At 57.0% G+C, this 18,509-nt stretch carries 14 protein-coding genes; 9 read left to right on the forward strand and 5 right to left on the reverse strand.

The window, feature by feature from the left end; translation table 11 throughout:
- Positions 1 to 73 precede the first annotated feature (73 nt).
- Positions 74 to 1,216: a TlpA disulfide reductase family protein gene (locus tag ACVJ19_RS00385; protein WP_028160550.1), complete on the reverse strand. Its 1,143-nt coding sequence runs from the start codon at positions 1,214 to 1,216 to the stop codon at positions 74 to 76.
- 974 nt (positions 1,217 to 2,190) lie between these two features.
- Between ACVJ19_RS00385 and ACVJ19_RS00390 the strand changes: the two genes are divergently transcribed.
- From ACVJ19_RS00390 to ACVJ19_RS00400, 3 genes are all read left to right on the forward strand, one after another.
- A complete protein-coding gene (locus tag ACVJ19_RS00390; protein WP_028143509.1) occupies positions 2,191 to 2,448 on the forward strand; it encodes a hypothetical protein in 258 nt (85 codons plus the stop codon).
- A 374-nt stretch (positions 2,449 to 2,822) separates the two neighbouring features.
- Positions 2,823 to 3,104 carry a helix-turn-helix domain-containing protein gene (locus tag ACVJ19_RS00395; RefSeq protein WP_071916573.1) on the forward strand — a complete coding sequence of 94 codons (282 nt, stop codon included), beginning with the start codon at positions 2,823 to 2,825 and terminating at the stop codon, positions 3,102 to 3,104.
- Between the two features lie 163 nt (positions 3,105 to 3,267).
- Positions 3,268 to 4,176, forward strand: a complete 909-nt coding sequence (locus tag ACVJ19_RS00400) for a LysR family transcriptional regulator (protein WP_028143510.1) — start codon at positions 3,268 to 3,270, stop codon at positions 4,174 to 4,176.
- Positions 4,177 to 4,443: 267 nt separating this feature from the next.
- On the opposite strand, the gene ACVJ19_RS00405 is transcribed toward ACVJ19_RS00400, so the two are convergent.
- The 3 genes from ACVJ19_RS00405 to ACVJ19_RS00415 are packed head-to-tail and all read right to left on the reverse strand — an operon-like array spanning position 4,444 to position 5,655.
- Positions 4,444 to 4,977: a DUF2285 domain-containing protein gene (locus tag ACVJ19_RS00405; protein WP_028143511.1), complete on the reverse strand. Its 534-nt coding sequence runs from the start codon at positions 4,975 to 4,977 to the stop codon at positions 4,444 to 4,446.
- A 46-nt stretch (positions 4,978 to 5,023) separates the two neighbouring features.
- Positions 5,024 to 5,386 carry a transcriptional regulator domain-containing protein gene (locus ACVJ19_RS00410; protein ID WP_310473376.1) on the reverse strand — a complete coding sequence of 121 codons (363 nt, stop codon included), beginning with the start codon at positions 5,384 to 5,386 and terminating at the stop codon, positions 5,024 to 5,026.
- Complete coding sequence (locus ACVJ19_RS00415) at positions 5,383 to 5,655, reverse strand: DNA -binding domain-containing protein (RefSeq protein ID WP_028143512.1); 273 nt, start codon at positions 5,653 to 5,655, stop codon at positions 5,383 to 5,385. The genes ACVJ19_RS00410 and ACVJ19_RS00415 overlap by 4 nt, the downstream gene beginning before the upstream one ends.
- 617 nt (positions 5,656 to 6,272) lie before the next feature.
- On the opposite strand from ACVJ19_RS00415, the gene ACVJ19_RS00420 reads away from it, so the two are divergent.
- Positions 6,273 to 6,554, forward strand: a complete 282-nt coding sequence (locus ACVJ19_RS00420; protein WP_028143513.1) for a helix-turn-helix domain-containing protein — start codon at positions 6,273 to 6,275, stop codon at positions 6,552 to 6,554.
- A gap of 179 nt (positions 6,555 to 6,733) precedes the next feature.
- Positions 6,734 to 6,973 carry a hypothetical protein gene (locus ACVJ19_RS00425; RefSeq protein ID WP_071916575.1) on the forward strand — a complete coding sequence of 80 codons (240 nt, stop codon included), beginning with the start codon at positions 6,734 to 6,736 and terminating at the stop codon, positions 6,971 to 6,973.
- A 527-nt stretch (positions 6,974 to 7,500) separates the two neighbouring features.
- Here ACVJ19_RS00425 and ACVJ19_RS00430 read toward each other — a convergent pair.
- On the reverse strand, positions 7,501 to 8,388 hold the full coding sequence (locus tag ACVJ19_RS00430; RefSeq protein ID WP_232208679.1) for a TauD/TfdA dioxygenase family protein: 888 nt from the start codon (positions 8,386 to 8,388) through the stop codon (positions 7,501 to 7,503).
- Between the two features lie 2,486 nt (positions 8,389 to 10,874).
- On the opposite strand from ACVJ19_RS00430, the gene ACVJ19_RS00435 reads away from it, so the two are divergent.
- The 4 genes from ACVJ19_RS00435 (at position 10,875) to ACVJ19_RS00450 (ending at position 18,161) form a co-directional block, all read left to right on the forward strand.
- On the forward strand, positions 10,875 to 11,588 hold the full coding sequence (locus ACVJ19_RS00435; RefSeq protein WP_028143517.1) for a hypothetical protein: 714 nt from the start codon (positions 10,875 to 10,877) through the stop codon (positions 11,586 to 11,588).
- Between the two features lie 759 nt (positions 11,589 to 12,347).
- Complete coding sequence (locus ACVJ19_RS00440) at positions 12,348 to 15,665, forward strand: HD domain-containing protein (protein WP_453947788.1); 3,318 nt, start codon at positions 12,348 to 12,350, stop codon at positions 15,663 to 15,665.
- Between the two features lie 596 nt (positions 15,666 to 16,261).
- On the forward strand, positions 16,262 to 17,212 hold the full coding sequence (locus tag ACVJ19_RS00445) for a hypothetical protein (protein WP_155795446.1): 951 nt from the start codon (positions 16,262 to 16,264) through the stop codon (positions 17,210 to 17,212).
- A 136-nt stretch (positions 17,213 to 17,348) separates the two neighbouring features.
- Positions 17,349 to 18,161 carry a peptide arginase family protein gene (locus tag ACVJ19_RS00450; RefSeq protein WP_152621609.1) on the forward strand — a complete coding sequence of 271 codons (813 nt, stop codon included), beginning with the start codon at positions 17,349 to 17,351 and terminating at the stop codon, positions 18,159 to 18,161.
- Positions 18,162 to 18,509 lie beyond the last annotated feature (348 nt).

The raw sequence follows: 18,509 nt of genomic DNA on the forward strand, positions 1-18,509 counted from the left end.
ATCGTTAATTGCCGATGGCCCACTGGACAAATGGACGAATTAACCAGTGAGCAGCTCAGATCGTTACCCTTTTTCATCTTCTCTCCTCGGGCGCTTGCGCTTTGGTACTTTGCGAGACTCCGGGTTGCGGAGTCGCACAAACAGACCCATAGCAAGCCTTCTGACCCTTGTAGTTGGCGAGCGTTTGGACCGATTCCGACATAACCTCCTGTTTCAGGTTGTCCGGGATAGGTGCGGGGCCGTCCAGCGACTTCAGCGCCGCCTCGATCAACTCGCTCGCGCGATCCTTGTTGCCGCTCTCGTAATAGTACTGAGCGACCGCCGGATAGGACACGAACTTAGGGGCCTCGCCGCGTTGCGCAGGATTTATTGCCAGAATGTGTCCGGATAACTCATTGCCCATCGCAAAGCGCTGGGCCTGCGGCAAATGAGAGTTGTCAATCGCCGGATCAAAGATTTGGCGTAGCGCCCCGGCCATCCACATCGCGGATTTTTTGTTGATCGCGTCACGAACCAATTGGCGCATCACCGGCAGGCCGGCCTGCAAGTCGCGCATTTTGTGAAGCAACAGATCCGCCTGGAGCACGCGGAAGTTCACGTCATCCGGCAGAACAGCGACGGCTTCTTCGACCACCGAAAGCGCCTTCGCCCAATCCTGCGCCTTCATCGCCGGCGTCAGTTTCGCGAAGATCGGCATTGTGCGTTCGCCCTTGGCGATCCGCTCAGCATCGGCGGCTTTCGCTTCATCGCTGATGCGCCAGCTGCCAGTCAGAATCTTCGGCAAAACCTCTTCGAGTTGCGTCGGGGAACCGATAAAGGCGATGTGGCCATCACGGTCGACGACGAACGAGGTGGGAATCCCGATAGAAAAGCTGGAATCCATCCAAAGCTCGTCCATTTCGCGTGTGTAGTCGAGCCCGACCCGATAGTTGAGATTCGGCAACTTTTCGGTCAACCATGCGTCCAACTTGCTTCGGGCCTTTTCCGCTGTTTGAGCGCGCTCACCAGCTGCTATTCCGAGGACCTCAACTCCGCTATCTCTGTATTTCTCTTGCAGCTGTACCAGATCGGACAGCGCCGCCACACACGGTGCGCACCAAGTTGCCCAAAATTCGACGATGTACACTTTCCCGAGCTGGAAGCTCGTGAGGGGCTGACCACGCAGCCAGTTCTCCACCTTGATCGGGGGAGCTGGGGATTCTAAGCCCAGCGCCATGTTACGCTCCAAAGTTATTGTCAGAGACTGCGCGACGTTTTGTGCTCGCTGATCTCCGATCGCGACCGCGACCGAGAAGTGGGGTGCCGTGGTGTGGACGGGCTGCCGAACGAGAGCCGTAGCGAATGTCGGTGTCACAGCGCTAAGCACGCCGACACACAAAGTTACAAAGAACGAGCTCGTCCTCTCACAAGCAGGCCACACCGGTTCAAGGAAGGAGAGCATTGCTCGACTCGCATCTGGGTGTGCTCAGCACTTTCAGTACTGCTGCATCTTAGTAGCAACGTCCGTGCCAGCATCGTCTGCGCGCATTAAGTGCCTAATTGCGCATGAATAGCTCAACCGCAGTTCACGGCGACCAGTGTTTTGAACCCGACGGGCTTTGTGCCGGTGTCGGAATTTGGACAAGAATTGCGCACTTCGCGCCGCCAGATAACTGATTTGATGTTGTGAGCCGCCGAACGGAAACTTGGTGATCCCTGTCCCCTAGCAAACAGGATTAGAGGCGAGCGACGATTTAGATTGGACTCGAACGAGCCAAAGCCCGTTGACCGGGGACACGTGTTCTGGTCGATGACGATGGAACCATTCGCCTGAACCTGCGGACGGTGCCGCGGATCAGGGAGGCTCTGAAACTGTGAGTGCTCGCCATCGCTCCAAGCGGTTCCTGCACTAATGACTGGTACTTCGATTTGCTGTCCAGGCGCGTGTACCAGGCGTCCATGATGCCCCATCCACTTCGAAAACCGTTTCCCTCGTATCGAAACAGACGCCGCCGATCGCCTCGATGGAGCACAGGCGTTCACCTCCAGGTTGCTGACCGGGAGGCCGGCTGGCACCACCGGCTGGCGGCACGCATCACTTCCTTGCCGGCTTGAAACTCTTTGGGAAGCTGCGGGCCTGCAAGACCCATCGTTTCACAGCTGGATGACAGGTATCGAGATAAGTAGACGGAAAACCCTGCAATATGCGATGTGGCCGACATCGACACAGGCTATGGCAATGCGATCAATGTCATCCATGCCATTGGCGAGTATGAAAGGACCGGCGCCAGCTCCGTTGTCATCGAGGACAAGACATTTCCCAAGGTTACGAGCCTTGCTGCGGAACGTCCGGATGATGATTTATGGCAATTTCGGATCCGGGCCTCAAGCACAGCCTTGAGGGACACCTTCCGCCGTGTCATCGCTGATGGCGGCGTCCAGAACGTCCACAAGGATATTGTACGATAGAGGAACTCTTCAGACTGCAGAGAATGGACGAGATTGAGGCAGCTGAAACGCGCTTCCTGCGCTGATGCAGTGCTGCAGGCCGACTCTAATCTCGCCTGAACGGCTGTCGCTGCAATCTCGACGGGTTGGGGCGGCACGTTCGTCGGGCTACGACTCCATTTCGTTGAATGGAAGACTATCGGGCCCTGTCAGTCAGCATCTTTTGCGTTTGGCTCGAGGCTGTTAGCGCAAATGGGCAGCGGAATCGAACGGCTGCCGAGCCGGCGGAACGACGGCGCTCGGGTCAGCGCCGGCAAAACCCGCGCAGTTTTGTGATGTTTTTATGTCGGTTATAGCCAGTGGTTTGATGACCATCGAAATGGCTGCCTTCGCGCATGAGAGCTCGTGCGCTTGTGGCATACAATGTGCGCCGGATCCGCGTCGAGCGCGGTATTCCGCAAGAGCAATTGGCCTACGATGCAGGTATTGATCGCTCCTATATGAGCGGACTTGAGCGCCAACAGGCAAACCCGACAATTGATCTTCTCGATCGCCTTGCCGGGACGCTCGGCGTTGCTGTCTCCGAGCTGTTTGTTCGGCCATCCAAGGGGGCGCCGCCACCTGCTACCTTACGTAAAGGTCGCAAGCCGAAGCCGGCACGCCGCAAAAGGACCTAGCCCCCTGACAGCACCGAGCCATTGACGCCGATCTTGTGCGGTGACCAAGCATCAATGCGCTCCGAGGCGGATTTTGTGCGCGGCCGCCCCCTGATTCGCGGCAATCCCGCGATGGACATCGAATAATGTGATGAAACGTTCAATCTGGCGCCGGAGCGGGCAAATGGCGGCTCAAGACGACGAAGTTCCTTTAAATGCCATCCGCGCTTTTGTGACCGTCGCACGCGAAGGCAGCGTCACGCGCGCCGCCAGCAGCTTGGGAACGACGCAGAGCTCGGTCAGCCGCTATTTATCCGTCCTGCGGGACTATCTCGGTGCGGACCTCATCGCGCGGCGCGGCCGGCGCAGTGATTTGACTGAGTTCGGAAGACTATTTGCTAACGCAGTCTCTGAACCGCTCGAGACAGTGGGCTTCACCGCCAAGAGAATGCGGCGGCGGACGGCCGCCGGCACCAATCGGATCGTCGTCCGCACATCACTATCGACTTTTGCTTCCTCGCTTCTGATTCCAAATCTGCAAGCGTTCTCTGCTGAAGCTGGCGGCGTTATCGTGGACGTCATCAGCTCGCTATCGCTGCCTTCATCTTCGGATGACTTCGACATATTGATTACACGTGACCTTTCCGTCATCGAACCCGCTGACAGTTGGGAGATCTACAATGAGGAGCTGGTATGCGTCGGGCCGCCAAACCTGGTCGCGGGCAGAGAGCTCTCCATCGTTCGCTCAATCCCGATACTGAACATCACATCACGACCCGACATCCTGCCAACATGGCTGAGGGCCATGAACCTGTCCTCAAACGACATACGAGCGGGCGCTCGGTACGATCATAATTATCTTGCTCTGCCGGCAGTCATGACAGGAAAATGCCTTCTTGTCGCACCGGAAATCATCGTCAGTGATCTAGTGCGAGGGGGCGCCTTGCAAATCATCCCCGGCTCACGCGCTCCAAGTGGCATGCAATATCGCGCCTTTGCGGTGGATCGCAGCGAGCACCCCGAAATCGCTCGTTCTTTTTGCCGGTGGGTCGCTCGTCTTTGCAAGAGGGCGACGCTAGCGCAGGCTACCTGAAATGCCTCTCGAGGTCTCCTCAATGACTCTGCGGGAGATCGATGTACCGCCCCATTCACGTCCAGGGCACTCAACTTCAGAGACAATCCGAACAAGACCGCCGGTGTCTTCGTCCGACGAAGATTCGTTTCTTTTGCAGCAGTCCTGAAAACAAAGGACGGTGCGAGAGATCGGAACGCAAAGACCTCATCTTATCGCCGATCGAGCGACGCCAGCAAATGAATTGGTTGCACGGAATCGAGGCCATGCCATTTAACGCCCGAGAGCTCATGAACTGTCATCCTTGCCTTTGTCGAGCAATGCGCGGCAGCGAAGGCGCATGAGACGCCGCCCCAGCTTAACAAGCCGAATGGTTCGGCTGCGCAAGTCGTCTGTTTTCCAGCCCCGCTCGCCAATACGATGGCTTCCAAACAGACCTTGCGCGATTTGGCGATAGCTATTTCCTTGCTGCCATCCATCCAGTGCGCGCAGCGCGAGGATAAGCCGACGCCGCTTCAAAGCTGGCAAAGCAAGAGGAGGCGTTCCGAGCGGCCGATGCTCAAGGGCGAGCCAAAATCGACGTGCGGCCTGCAAGCGAAGCTCGAAATTCGCGTCGAGCGGCAGGTCGAGCACGACAGCAGACCCGCTCGCCGGAAGGCTCTTCAGCCAAAGGCGATGCTTCGCGCCTCCGAGCGGCACGATGGCATGCCAGCCATCCGGCGCGCGACGAACCTCGCTGCCAGGCAGATTGGTGAAATCGAGCTGGTAGCTTTTGGGCGCCACGCAATTGGCCGCCCGCATAGGCAGTACGGTCGACAGCACTTCGGGTGCCCAGAAGACTGCTTGCTTGTCGAATGTCTTTTGCGGATCAGCTGGAAAACGAAAGCCCCCACTTCCGTCGCAAGTGGCTCGTTGTTGCGCTGGATCGTTGGCGGCGAGACAACCGCCTATAATCCTCTTGGTAATCGGGATCCCGGCGCAGCCACTCCCAGGCCACGTCGGCAGCTTCTGCCTTCTTGAGGTCGCTGTATGCTTCCTCAGATCTCCAGTCAGTACCCGGCATCGCACCATTTCCCCGCAGGCTTTCACACGAGGCGAAATGCAGCTGAAGATTGTGGCCGTTTCCGGTTATGTGCTTACGCGTGCGAGCCTCGCACGCACTTAATCGATGGAATAATCGTCTTTTGCGATTGCGAGGAATTCCGCGGATCCTGACATCCGCCGCGTTCATTGCTTTGGCCAACCGCCCCGCAGCAGATCACGATAGCCGCGGCCCGCTAGCCACTTGGCCCGCGTCAGATGACTTTCGAACGTGCGTCGCGCACGATCGGGTTCAACTGTCGGGTCAAGCCCAAGCACAACGCGCGCGATTTCGCGCCAATCTGCCTTGTCAGCGTCGGCATCGAGAAGTCGCATGTAGGTGACAGCGTGCTCCTTGTCATATGACGTGAGCTCGTGCGCGCTGGGCGCCAATTCTGCGATCTTCGGGTCGGCCGGCACTGACTGAAACTCCTACCGAACTGAAAAATCTATCGAATTCCGTGCAACGATAACCAAATTGGGGGCGTAGTGGTACCGCCCGAATCGTCGCAGCGCCAAACTCATATCGCACCAAGACCGCGATCGCATATCGGCTCACAATGACCTGGTGGCTCCATCCTGCGCATTTCCTCTTTCATCGCAGTACATACCGGAACTGATCGGAGATTTGCCTTGTAACTAGGCTGTTCTTGCTCTTTCATGCCGGGAGGGTGCCCGTGGTGACCGGCCCGCGCGCACTGGTGAAATGCCCTGGCCAGACCCAGCGCCTGGAGAAAATTCGTTTCCCTTTTCGAGCTCCAGTTCGACGATTGTCCTATCTGGTCGCGGTGCCCGGAAAACGCCGCAATACCTCTGAGCCACCATTACTGCTCTCCGGCGAGAAGCGGGCTATCGCACCGCGAGAACGCTTGTGATGATCGACGACATTGACAAGGGTTACGGCGTCTGCGTCTCACCGTTGACCTGCCTCCTTGAAGCAATTGGGCGAGGGCAGCCAACTGCTTAGGCGTGAGCTTATCGTAATACTCTGGCTATAACCAGTGGTTTCATAATCGTCGGAATGGCTGCCTTTGCGCATGAACGCTCGTGCGCTTGTGGCCTGGAATGTGCGCCGGATCCGCGTAGAGCGCGGCATTCCGCAAGAGCAATTGGCCTATGATGCCGGGATCGACCGCTCGTATATGGGGCGCATTGAGCAGAAGAAAGAGAACCCGACCATTGATCTCCTGGATCGTATCGCCGCGACCTTGCGTATTCACTTGTCCGAATTGTTCGCTGAGCCGGCGAAGGGCGCGGTGCCACCAAAGCCGATGTCCAGAGGACGCAAGCCGGCACGCCCGTGTCGGAACAGGACGTAATTATGGAGAGAGCTATGTTTGTAGCTAACCACGGGAGCGAAACGAGCCGGAGCGGCGCCCGTGCTCCCTTCGAATCTGTGGCGGCCGAATCCGATCTCCTGCTCCATCGGATGTTGCGCCAGCACGATTCGGCTTAACGAACGCCCAGAGCGGCCCGTTAAAAAAGACGAGCATCTTCGGTGATCCTCACAGGCCAGAAGAACGAAGAGGCCGTCTGCCTCATCGGAGGCGCAGGCGCGCGCCTACCATTCCTGCAGCCCTACAGCCCCGATCTCAAGCCGCTCGAGATGGAATTCGCCAAAGCCAAAGAACTGTTGCGGCGAGCCCCGAACCGTCGGCGCCTCTGGGATCTCATGGGACGCACACTGAACATGTTCACCCCTGAAGAATGTGCCAACTACGTCAGTCATTGTGGATAGAAACCGCTTTGATCGCGACCGGCTCCAGCGAACCGCCCAGCATGCCCAAGGTATGCGACAAGCGCGCCCACGCCTTTCTGTCCGAACAAACACGCGACCCCGCCTCCTCATAAGCGAGCGTGAGCGCCATCCCCAATTGCGAAGGACACTCTTGAAAGGCCTTCATCGATGATCAGGACCCTGGTGTGCCCGGGCCCACATTCATGAGTTATTTCCGCAGTGCGCGAGGCCGCTTTTAAGTTGAATAGCGCCTCGACCATCGCCGAGCTCGATCCGCTCCAGCTTTTCAATGCCGGGCCCCGATAGCCAAGAGCCGGCTCGCATTCTACCCGGCTCTCACCCGAGAATGACACCGCCTGCTCGCGCTTCTCAGCAATTCTTATGGACAAGAAAAGATGCAGGTTGCCGGCGCCGGTTAGCCGGTCCTGGAGGGATAAGCTCGAAGGCCCGGCTCCGCTCGACATCGCAGAGCCACAACTTAGCCTTGAACCGCCAGCGTCTTACGAAAACCCGACGTGCCGACACTGCTAGGCAGCCTCAGCGGCCCGTGATTTCAGCCTCCTCATGTGCGGTACGCCGGCGTCAATCGCACGCTGGTCCATGGCCAAATGAGGACTGCCAATTTTGTTCATGGGGTACGCCTCGGTCGCGCGATTGTCCCAGATTGCGACGTCGCCTGACTTCCAGTTCCAGCACAGGGTGTTCTGCGGCGCGGTGAGATAGGATTGCAGTAGTCCGAACAGTTTTTGGCTGGGATAGCGCTGCAGGCCGACAAAGTTCTGCACAGAACGACCGAGCCAGAGCATGCGTTCGCCAGTCTCGGGATGAACACGAACGATCGGATGTGTCGTTTCGTAGATCGCTCCAGTGGATACGTCGTCCAATGCTCTCTTGTCGGCTTCCGTGGCCCCCTCCGTCGCAATGTGATCGAATGCGGCGCAGCGCACAGCCCAGAGGTGATCGGCGAGCATGCGCAGGGGATCGGGAAGATCAAGATAAGCGGCCGCCGTGTTCGACCAAGCGATGTCCGCGCCAAAACGCGGGAGCGCGGCCTCCCGCAGCACTGAAATTGTTGGGCGGCGGGCACTGACGACGTCATCATCGGTCATCTGGTCGACATGGCCGCAGGCGCGATCAGGGAGCGTCTTCCGGATTGTTAGGTCTCCCATTGTGTCCAGCATTGTGGGATTCGGTATCAGCGAGCCGAGCCGGAGCACCAAACGCTGTTGCTGGGCATCATCGAGATGTCCCTGATCACGGAAGAGGATGACCTTACGCTCTAGCAGCAGCCGGTTAATGGCTATGATGACCTCGTCAGACAAATCGTCCGACAGCGTAATGTTCTTGATTTCGACACCAAGCCGGTCCGCATGTTCGACGATGTCTGCACGCGGGATGACGTTATCAATGATCATTGTGCCACTCATGACGGTGCCTCTCTCTGTGAATGTCTAAACAAAGCTCCGCGATTTGTGGTGACGCGTGGCAACGAACGCGACAAGGCCGTCTTGATGACACGCATCCGAATTGTCTGACCGGTGACCACACCGCACAATTCGCCGACTGATTCATACAGACCACCATCATCTTAGATCTGACTCCCTCTGCGGTGCGGGCACAGCCAGAGCGGTTCGAATCAACTCGCGTATAACGCGAACAGATCGATCTGCAGCCTGATCAACAGTACAAATTATAGAGCCCGTCTATGTCCAGTCCATGAAACGAAACCAGCTTTCTTTTCGATCTCGAGTAACGTTCGCCTCGTCTGCGAACTCGTTCTTGGAAAATCCTCGAACAACGATTGCATCGTCACCGCATGCGACTGGCGTGGCCTCATCCGCACGACAAGAAACGAACTCGTTAGCGGCCTGCGCTCGCGAAGCGGATGTGACAGGACGCCTCGCTTCAGCTGACTCTATCTTAAGCTGTACATTGTATCTACAGCTACCTGCACGATCTGCAATCACTTCCTCGCGACTTGGAGTTGTCCAATGCGGATCGTCTTTCGTCGGCTGATTTATTGTGTTGTTCTTCTTGCCGAGCAGGAAAGCCGCGCAAAGTTCGAAGGCTGCAACTCCCATTGCAGCTAAACAACGGACTCAATCCCTCGATTTGCGAAATCTGCGCTCGTCGCCGAATGCAGGTCTTCAGGGCTGCGACCTACGTTCTTGGCTCTGTCCGGAGGCGTAGATTTTCCTTACGAAGCTCGGCTGTTTTAGCGCAGTTGACCGCACAAAATAGAGACAGAGCGCGGCCCCCGCAGGAATACCGTGCGACCCCGAGACAATGCAGCGACTTGGCGCCCTCACATTGCTAGCCGCAAATTCTGGCAGGCTATTTTCGCCTCCTATTGGCAGCACGAGGCTGAAGGCAGCGTCCGATCTAAGATCATGAGCCCGGATCCATCTTCCTGAGATCGCCCTGTTCCTTGCCTAATAACCTTAAGGCGCGTGAACATGATCACACACGCACCAAAAGTGCGGGATTTCAGAGAAGACGATGAAAGAATGCACCTTCTGCGCAACAACGCGCCCACGCGACCGAGCCATCATGCAAGATGCGCATCGCCGCAACAAAGATCCTTTTCAAAAACCTGAGATAGCGGGCGGCCCGCAACAAATTGACGAGAGATCCCCTATCGGGTACCGCGTTGAAAATTGAGAACGTAACCTACCTCCATCCGCAACCTTGCGCACTTTTTCTTCACTCATTCGCTTAGAGCGCAATAAAGCCGTGCCCGCAGCTCGCTTTGCGACTCACGCCGGTCGAGCTCGCCGATCTGCAACCTGCTTATCCAGCCACTGGCGACATGTGATCTCGGCTCGTCTCGTTCGTGGCGGCGACATCAGCACACCAGCAGTGCCAGATGTCGGATATGTCTCGGCAACTGCGCGACTGAACGTTCGAGACTGTTCTTGACGTGCCGGTCGTAGGCTGCCGAGTCGTCGATCCAGCTCTCCTGCGAAACGAGATTGCGGCCGGACGAAGTCGGCTGGCCTCAGCGCACGATAGAGTCGATTCGCCCGATGCCGGGGACCACATCGCCCTGTGCTGCGATTCGGAATCCCACCGGGCCCTTCGAGCACAGCCGTTCCGCCGCGAACTTCGAGGACTGCCCCACGCGGACTAGTCGTCGGCCCTGTTTCGGGGACCGACAGGAGCTGCCCCGCAGGCTGGACCGAGCCCGTCACAGAGATGTCCGCCTCGACAGCCTAGGAAGCGTTCGAAGCTTCAGCCGAATGCGCCCCACTCGACGCTTTGGCTGGAGGCTTCGGAGCGAGGCTCGCGCTGACTGTGAAGGGTTGACCTAAAGCAGGCGGGATTTGCGAGCCTGATGCTGATGCTATCTTTCCCGCCTTACCCCTAACTTTGTGTCCGGCATGCGGCGCGAAGCCGTGTCTACCTGAGCAATTGGGCTCAGGGACTGAACGGTTAGATCTGTGAGTCCAAGAATTGGCAGCAGGTCGGATCAACGTCCTTGAACACCGGCCTTTTTCGCTCTTAGGCACCGGCTATTTGCGCCATGTCTGCTTCGTAAGCCTATCGAACCACATCTCTGCGACATAGCGAGCGTTCGGTACAACCCGAAATTTCGTATACTGATGGTAGTTGTCTTGGAGCCAAGTCCAGAACGTGCCGAAGCTGTAGTGATGCAGGCCATCGGGCGGCCACGGCTCCTTTGCCTGCTCCACCCACTTATCAACCAAGTGCGAAATGGCCGCTTCCGCATCTCCTTCTTCACTGTTATCTTCCTAAGGTCTGGTTGGTTTCTCACTCCACGCCCGCGCCCTGTCCACTTCCTTCAGCGTCGGCATGCTTTCCGGTCGATCGCGATGTGACAACTCCTCACCCCGGCCCACCAGCCCTGAAAGGCGATCCCACACCATCAGGCGCCGAGCAGTTGCTCAAATTCGTGGACACATCACAAACCATCATGCAGGATCTTCTCGCCCGTCCAATCGAGAGAATACCGTTAAGCTCGCACAGTCCGTTGATGAGCGCCAGTGCGCCTCGGATAGCCGACGAGCTTCGGGCGCGACGCGCCGAGCTTTCCATGATGAAGTCAGCGGAGGCTACTTCGCTGGTGACCGAAATCGAGGACGCCCTCGCCTCCCCATTGCCCAGCAAGGGACAAGAACTCGTCGAGCGCGCAGACCTGCTCGTCGAGGAAGAATTCAAGGCGATGGCGGCCGAGGAGCGCAGGCGTGCGGTGCTCGAAGGTCTTGCCGGCCTGGGATACGAGGTATTCGAGGGTATGGCGACCGCCTGGGTCCAGAACGGCCAGATCGTCATTCGTAAGGCGGCCAATCCTGGCTACGGAGTCGAGCTCTTGGGCGGACCCAGATCGGATCTCCTTCAGGTGCGTGCCGTAGGTATCGGCAGCTCGGCCGAAGCTCGCGATGCAAGTCGTGACCACGACATGGAAACGATCTGGTGCGGCGAGTTCGATCGCCTAAAGGCGTTGGTCGCAGAAGCAGGCGGGAATGTTACTATGGAATTCGCAAGGCCGGTCGGTCGCTTCCCTTTGAAGATCGTCTCAGATCCGGGTGCAAGCCAAGAAGCAGAGATTGTTGAAAGATCACGTCGAGCACGACCAATCAGCCCCCCTCATTAGCAATTTGCAGGTACCCAGCCATTAACGGGGAAGGTGATCACGCGGATGCTGGCGAAGATCACAAAAGCTCGTAGCATCTCTTGTGCGCAGCCGAGAGCTTTTGCGGGGGTCGTTTGCTTCACATCGAACAGCGCCGCTCGGGCGACTTCATCATCCAAACTCCTATAGGCCGCGGGCGGCGCCCCTCAGGAGGATACTTCCAAAGATGGGCGGCGATCACTCATAAGCAAAATAGTAGGACACGGCGCGCCATTTTCCCGAATTTGTGAGGAGGCCGCATTTTTTCCGCACCCTTCCCTGGCAGCACGCCGAAATCCGGCGAACATTGCGACGCCGCTGCAGCTAGCTCGGCGAAAGTTCGGCGTACCTGGGAAATAATCTTCTCGGCCTCAGAGGGAAGAAAGTGGCCGATGGGCCGCCGTGCAGCTGTGTCACCGCATTAGGGATGTCTGGATTGCAGAGAATGTAACCCATCGGCAGTGGGGTTGGTCTGCATTTTCGGCACGTGGAGCCATCCGGTACGCGGCGACCACTCCTGTCCAGGTGAGATCGGATGATGGGCTGTGCGGCGGTCTTCCTAACCCTAGAGAGTTGCGCCAATTTTCGAAAGACGATTGCGTCGTTCCAGTTGATTGAACCAATCAACACACGTAAGCTCTCAAGCTGCAAATAGTCATCGCCAATAGTTTTCAATACTCATAGCCGAGGTGGCGCCTTCAATCGGCGATCCCCTGCCCAATTTCCCGTCGAGACCTTTTCATGACTTCACCAGAAGCCCTAGACGTACTGATTCTAATCGCGCTGACGGAAGAAGCAGAGACGTTTCACGATTTGCCGTTTCATAAGCTGAAGGAGGCGCCTCGACTGGGCATTTTTCAGTATCACTCCTTTGAATACGAAGACGCGAACGGCACCTCCCGGCGGGGCGCGTTGGTGAGCGTGGGCGAAATCGGCCTGCGAATCCGGGATGCGGCGCTTCGCTTTTCGGAGAAATTCTCACCCAAGCTGGTGTTGAACGTCGGCATTTCGGGCCGAATAAAGGACGCTCGGGTTGGTGACGTCGTCGTCCCCACTCACATCAATGTCATTGATTACCGAGCGGCTGCGCAGGACGACGAAAAGAATGGGTATGAAATACTTCCCGGCGGCAAACCGGCTCCCGTGAGCATCAGTGCCGGATACGTCGTAAATTCTGTCCCATTCAAGAAGAAGAACAAGCTTCCCAGCATTGACAATTTCGCCAAACGAATGGGTTACACCCTCACCCCAAATGAGCGACGGAAGCTGAAAGAATGGGAGGGTGTCAAGGACCTCGCCAAGACGCCGACCGTGGTGAGCGGGCCTTTTGCAGTCAGCAATCTGCTGATCAAATCAGCGCGCTTCAAAGAACACGTATTGAAGAACGCGGATCGCAACTATGTTGCCGCCGATATGGAAAGCGGGCTTATTGCGGATGGGCTACTTACATTGACACCGGCGCCGCCATTTTATGCAGTCAGAGCTATCAGTGACCCGGCCACAACACAGAAGCCGGAATACGATGCGATCGGCAACGGACTTATCCGCCGCTGGGCGATGTCGAATGCACTGGATACGGTCAAATTACTCATCGCTGAGCCTAGTCTCTTTGGAGACGAGCGAAAGCTGAGCGGAGTTAGTGGCGTCCCGGAAGACTACAGTCCAGAGTATCCAGGACAGCGAATACTAGGCGCCCCCTCCACTTCAGATTTCGACGATCGTTTTTCGAATATGCGCATTACCGTCTCGAAAAGAGATCATGGTGAGACCGTTCTTCCAATTCGGTTTTCGAAGCTCTTGAGCGAAATATTGGAAAAGCCCAGAGCCGGGTCGTTCCTGGTCCAGGGGCGCGGCGGCGGCGGAAAGACGGCACTCCTGCGAGCCCTCCAGCTTTCAGTTAATGATGCGCACGAAGCACCCAAAACAGTGTTCCTCGACGCCCGCAAAATAATCAAGGAAGCCGGATCGGCCGATGCCGTTTCGGTTCTTCGAAGACGTGTCGATCGGGATGCTCCCGGCCTGATCGACACGAAGGACAACGTTATCGTTTTTCTGGATGGGTTGATCGGAACGGACAGCGAGCGCCCGATCATCGAGGCGCTTTCCCAGCTGCTCGCGCGCAACGAGCCAACGCTGGTGCTCGCGTTCGGAATTGATCATTATGAACTCCAAGCGGACTCAAATGATTACCCTCCGACGCCTTACCTTCACAACAGAAAGCACGACCGTACGGTCGACTTGAAAGCGATCTCAGTAAACGATGACGCTTTAGCAACGGCGGTTATTGGCGGTATCGTCCGAACGAGCGGAACGAGCACGAGCGAGTCACCCGAGGCGATCATTGCTGCGCTTCGAACGCTCGGGTTTCTTTATCTCAATCATTTCGTGGTATCCATATATCTACACAATGCCGGGAAGATGGCGTTCGAAGGCAAGAACAGCTCGGCCTTTGTGATCCAATCGATGCAAAACCTCTACGGCGACCTCTACGGCCGCTTCACGAGCCGGCAGTTCAATCTGCTTTGCGTAGCAGCTCTGCGGTCTTACTGCCGGATCCTGGTGAAAAGTGCCGGATCTCCAGAGCTTGCGACCGCGCATGACCGATACGAGAGCGACTTCGCGCTTTTTCCACGCATTGTCCAAACCGCACTGATCGCCAAGGCTGTCGTCTATATCCTCGGTGAATTCAACAATCCCAAGAGTAGCAGCGCGATCTTCAAGTCTACGGGTATTAACGAGGAGCTTTTTCTATCATTGGTGTTTGGCAACGACGTCAACAGCGCTGTCAAGGATCTCATGGCCGACCAGCGCGTCGAGGACGCAGTGCTCTCCGCAGCGCACAAGATCTCGGACACCCTTGAGCCCGCTTCACTTTCCTATGCTTTGTATCTTTTCGGACGTGCGCGCTCCGAACGGGGCAGGCTTCGGGCCGAAAAAGCTTTCGACACAGCCGCTCAAGTGTTGCTGGATCCAGGCACAATATCGCCGAGCGAACAGACCAAGTTCTGGCGGCTCGCAAGACGCTCGCTCTTTATCAGCCGCTCGCTAAATGGCGACAAGAAAGCAACCGACTCTTACATCGCCGCCGTCATCAGCGATCCCTATGAAGATCGCTTGAACCGGAGCTTTCATCTCGAATACTACCGTGATCACAATGCCACAGGCGTCACAGTGGCGCTCGACCATGAAGACAGAGGAGGTAATTGGCGTCGTACTCGCCAGTTGCTTGGACGACGGATAGAGGCCGCGATAAGCAGCGGAACGACGGGCGAATACGATCGAATCTGCATTCTGACGTATTTTTCGCTGGTTCGGTATCGTCATGAACTCGCGAAATTATCAACAGAACAACGCGAACAAGAGGCGGGTCTCATAAAGAGGCTCATGGCCAGCAACGTGACGTTGGGCCCAGAGCTTTCAGCCTTTCTAATCATGGTTGAACACGCACTTTCGCGCGAACTCTACTCAAGCCTTGATGCGGTGGTTGAGCTATTTGCCACGAAAGCAATACCGCGGATCGGGTGGGTTGATCGCCAGATGACGGCCGAAAAGCAGGTCGTGGAAAGTGTCGCTTCGCATGCCTATGGCGCGATGCTTCTCGTCGACCTTCTGAGCGAACGACTGACGCCGAAACTCGATCCAAGAGAAACAACTCAGATCATCCGAATACTTCTGTATCACGATATCGCAGAGGCCTACATCGGCGACTACCGCCCTACCGACGGCGAGACGAAGTCAAAGGAGATACCAACGATGCATCGCATCGCCGCGCTAGCTACCTATCAGCATTTACCTGGCCTAGCCGCCTCGTTCAGTCACTTTCAAAGGTTTGAGACAGGGGCCGATCGGTGCGCGAGCTTGGCTCGCGATTTTGACAAGTTGGACGCCGTTTTCCAGGCGCTAGTCTATGCCAACCATTTTCCAACGCTCGATAATCGACGACAGTTCGTCACTGGCAATAAGGAGCGGATCTCAGATCCAGTCCTTCGCGAGATCGCGGATGAGATCTGGCGCCGCATTGAAAAAATGCCATTGAAGTCCACAACCGCCGCCTCCTGATGAACCTTGCATGATCGAACGCCATCGCGGTGCCCTTCGAACCCAAGAAGAGCGAGTCGCCCGTGAAGAAGGAAGACAGGATGGCAAAGATGGAACGAAAGCGGGTCACTCCCTAAACGATCGACCGGTACAATCGATTAACCGGCGTGCGCAACGCGCATCGCCCACTGAAATGGCACCCGGAGAGCGTGAGCATAGCGACGGCAAAGCCGGCACGCGGGTCCGAGTGCAGCGACGCGACCGGTTAAAAGGGGCACCCGGGAACGCGGCAGTGATAGCGTTCGCCGCAGGCGAGCCGCTTTTCCGAGTGCCCCCGGCAAGGCGCACATCAGCCCTTGCGCGATGGGATCGTTACCGAAGGCCGAGGCCCCTACTTTTTTCAGGGGACTCGGTGGGCGCAGCCCATAGAGCCCGGTCCGCATAGCGGGCGCGTTCGGGCTACAGGTCCGCGGCTTCCAAATCGCGGCTTCCCACACGGTTTGCCTGGGTACGAGGTATCGGCGGCGCAAACAATTTGGGGTTGAGGCCCTTTATATGTCTTGCGATGAGCCAAGCAAGAGGCAAAATGCCCCTGCCCATCCCGAGGGGGAGCAATGATGTCCGCGCATCCTAAACCGCCCGTTTTACGGCAACCGGCCACTCCGACCTTTTACGCGGTGGTCGCATTGGTCGCGGCCCTGTTGGCATTCTTCGTGGGGAGCTATCTATTCACTCATCTGGACGCGCTGGTGGCGAACGCCTTCGGAGACCAGGCGTACTACCTGCTGCTGCTCTTCTTGGCGCTCGTCTGTGCCGTCGTCCTGTTCGGCGTGTTGCGTTCGATAGGATCGGCCCAAGGGCAACTGTTCGGCGCAGCGTTCGAATTTGGCGGACCGGCGGCGCTATTTGTGTTTGTCATTCTTGCGGGCGGTTTTCTATTCAAGGGAAAGCAGACCGATTTCCCATTGACGATCAAGCTGCGCACGGATGACCAACAGACTATGGAGGGAAAGTTTGGCAAGGATGCGATCGCAAACTCGTCGTTGTTGATTGACCTTGGCCCGCTCACTCAACCCGTCAAGCTCAACGGCGATGCGGTCGGAGAGATTCAGATCATCCCATTCCGCTTTCGAAAGACGCCTATCGGCGTCAGTCTCGACTCGAAATTCTTCATACTCAAGGAGCCGAAATCCGCTTACCCGATACCGGATGATGCCGTTCTGACCCTCATCGTGGTGCCAAAGCCGAAAAAGACAATACAGGCCCGCGTGCAAAGTTCTCAGCTTTTTCGAATAACATCGGGAGGCACGTCTGATGGCCACAGTCCCTTCTGCCAGCCGCGAACGGTCCGGGGATGCGTGCTTCCGCAACACGGGGGAAAGCTTGTTCCGGGCTCCGGCAATGTGGTTGATCTCCAGCGGAATAGCGACCGCGGGAAGTTTCAGTTGGCCATCAATACGCCGGATCAGATATGCATGGATTTCATGTCAAGCACGGGCGCATGCGAGACGGAGATCTATGTCCAGGGATACGTCTCCGCAGTCGAGGAATTTGAAGACAAGAGCTAACCCGCCCGCCATGCCGTTCGTCGCCGTTTCCGGCCCTCACATCATGCTTTGCGAGGCAGACGGGTTTAGACGCGCGATCGGAGCGCCGCGCCTGAATTGCCCTGCTCCGCGGCTCCTTCAAGCTTGAGGCACGTTGATGTCGGAAGCATCCGGGGGCGAATGGCTGGTCCCGTTTCGCGGGAGGAACTACTCAGGTGCCTTTAGCCAAAACTTCTTGTGGAAGCGCCAGAACGTCTACGTGATGGACAACCATCGCGCAGCGCTGTGGTGCTGGCTGCAACATATCGATCCCAAACAGCGGTACTCTCTCTTTCACGTGGATCAGCATTACGACACGCTCGCCAGCCGGATGACTACCTGGCTGGACAATCTGCCGGCCGACTGGGGCCTCGGCATCGATGAGTATCTGGCGCGCAAGGTCAAACACCAGGATATTCCGCAGCCGCTCCCTCTGTTTGGTTGGGACAATTATCTATCGATTTTTTTGGCCGTGTTCGGAAACGCGATGGACGCCGCCTACTTCGCGACCCATGGCGAGGGCACGACGCCAAACTGCCCCCATATGAATTGCGATCTCTGGGATGTGCCGTCTAACCTCGATCATTGGTTGAACGAATCCCATGCCCCTTGGATCTTCAACCTCGATCTGGATTACTTCTTTTGGCATGGAATCGACGCCGAACGACCTCAGTGCATGATGTCTGAAGCTTACATCTCGAATTTGATGAAGACCGTCGGCGCTCATTTGAGTAGCGGCAAAATCAGCGTGCTGACGATCGCGCTCTCACCCGAATATTGTGGTGGCTGGGAACACAGCGAAGCGGTTCTGGATATTGTCTTGAAGCCTCTGGGAATCAAATTGGCCCTTCCCCCTGACTATCGCTTCGTCAGCGAAGCAAGCTTGGACGGCTCAAACTCCCAGAAGCTCGGATCATCGCTCTTGGCATAATCGTCGTACGAGCGATCGCCGATCAAGATTGGCCACATCCACCAATTCGGGCTCATGCATGATGCGACCAGATAGGTTTCATCGGGCCTGTCCTCGCGCGCCTTGGCCAACGGCAGATAGACGTCAGCTACAATGGAGGGATTGGTGAGCTGGATGTCGTTCTGCTCCAGCACGAGAATCGATTTGGCCCCCTCGTTCGCTTTCCACGCGGCAAGCTTCGGAAATTTCTTGTCGATCGCAGCCTTCATCCGGTCCCTGCGCAGCTTTTCGACATCATCCACCGTATGCCTGATCTGGAAATGCTTGCCAGGAACGATTGGCGGCTCGAAGCGGCAAAGGGCTACATCA

Source organism: Bradyrhizobium sp. USDA 376, from assembly GCF_054063675.1.

Excerpts from the sequence above, each read along its gene's own strand:
- ACVJ19_RS00385 (WP_028160550.1), bottom strand. The coding sequence starts at position 1,216 with ATGGCGCTGGGCTTAGAATCCCCAGCTCCCCCGATCAAGGTGGAGAAC.
- ACVJ19_RS00395 (WP_071916573.1), top strand. The coding sequence starts at position 2,823 with ATGAGAGCTCGTGCGCTTGTGGCATACAATGTGCGCCGGATCCGCGTC.
- ACVJ19_RS00400 (WP_028143510.1), top strand. The coding sequence starts at position 3,268 with ATGGCGGCTCAAGACGACGAAGTTCCTTTAAATGCCATCCGCGCTTTT.
- ACVJ19_RS00410 (WP_310473376.1), bottom strand. The coding sequence starts at position 5,386 with ATGAACGCGGCGGATGTCAGGATCCGCGGAATTCCTCGCAATCGCAAA.
- ACVJ19_RS00420 (WP_028143513.1), top strand. The coding sequence starts at position 6,273 with ATGAACGCTCGTGCGCTTGTGGCCTGGAATGTGCGCCGGATCCGCGTA.
- ACVJ19_RS00430 (WP_232208679.1), bottom strand. The coding sequence starts at position 8,388 with ATGATCATTGATAACGTCATCCCGCGTGCAGACATCGTCGAACATGCG.
- ACVJ19_RS00440 (WP_453947788.1), top strand. The coding sequence starts at position 12,348 with ATGACTTCACCAGAAGCCCTAGACGTACTGATTCTAATCGCGCTGACG.
- ACVJ19_RS00445 (WP_155795446.1), top strand. The coding sequence starts at position 16,262 with ATGTCCGCGCATCCTAAACCGCCCGTTTTACGGCAACCGGCCACTCCG.
- ACVJ19_RS00450 (WP_152621609.1), top strand. The coding sequence starts at position 17,349 with ATGTCGGAAGCATCCGGGGGCGAATGGCTGGTCCCGTTTCGCGGGAGG.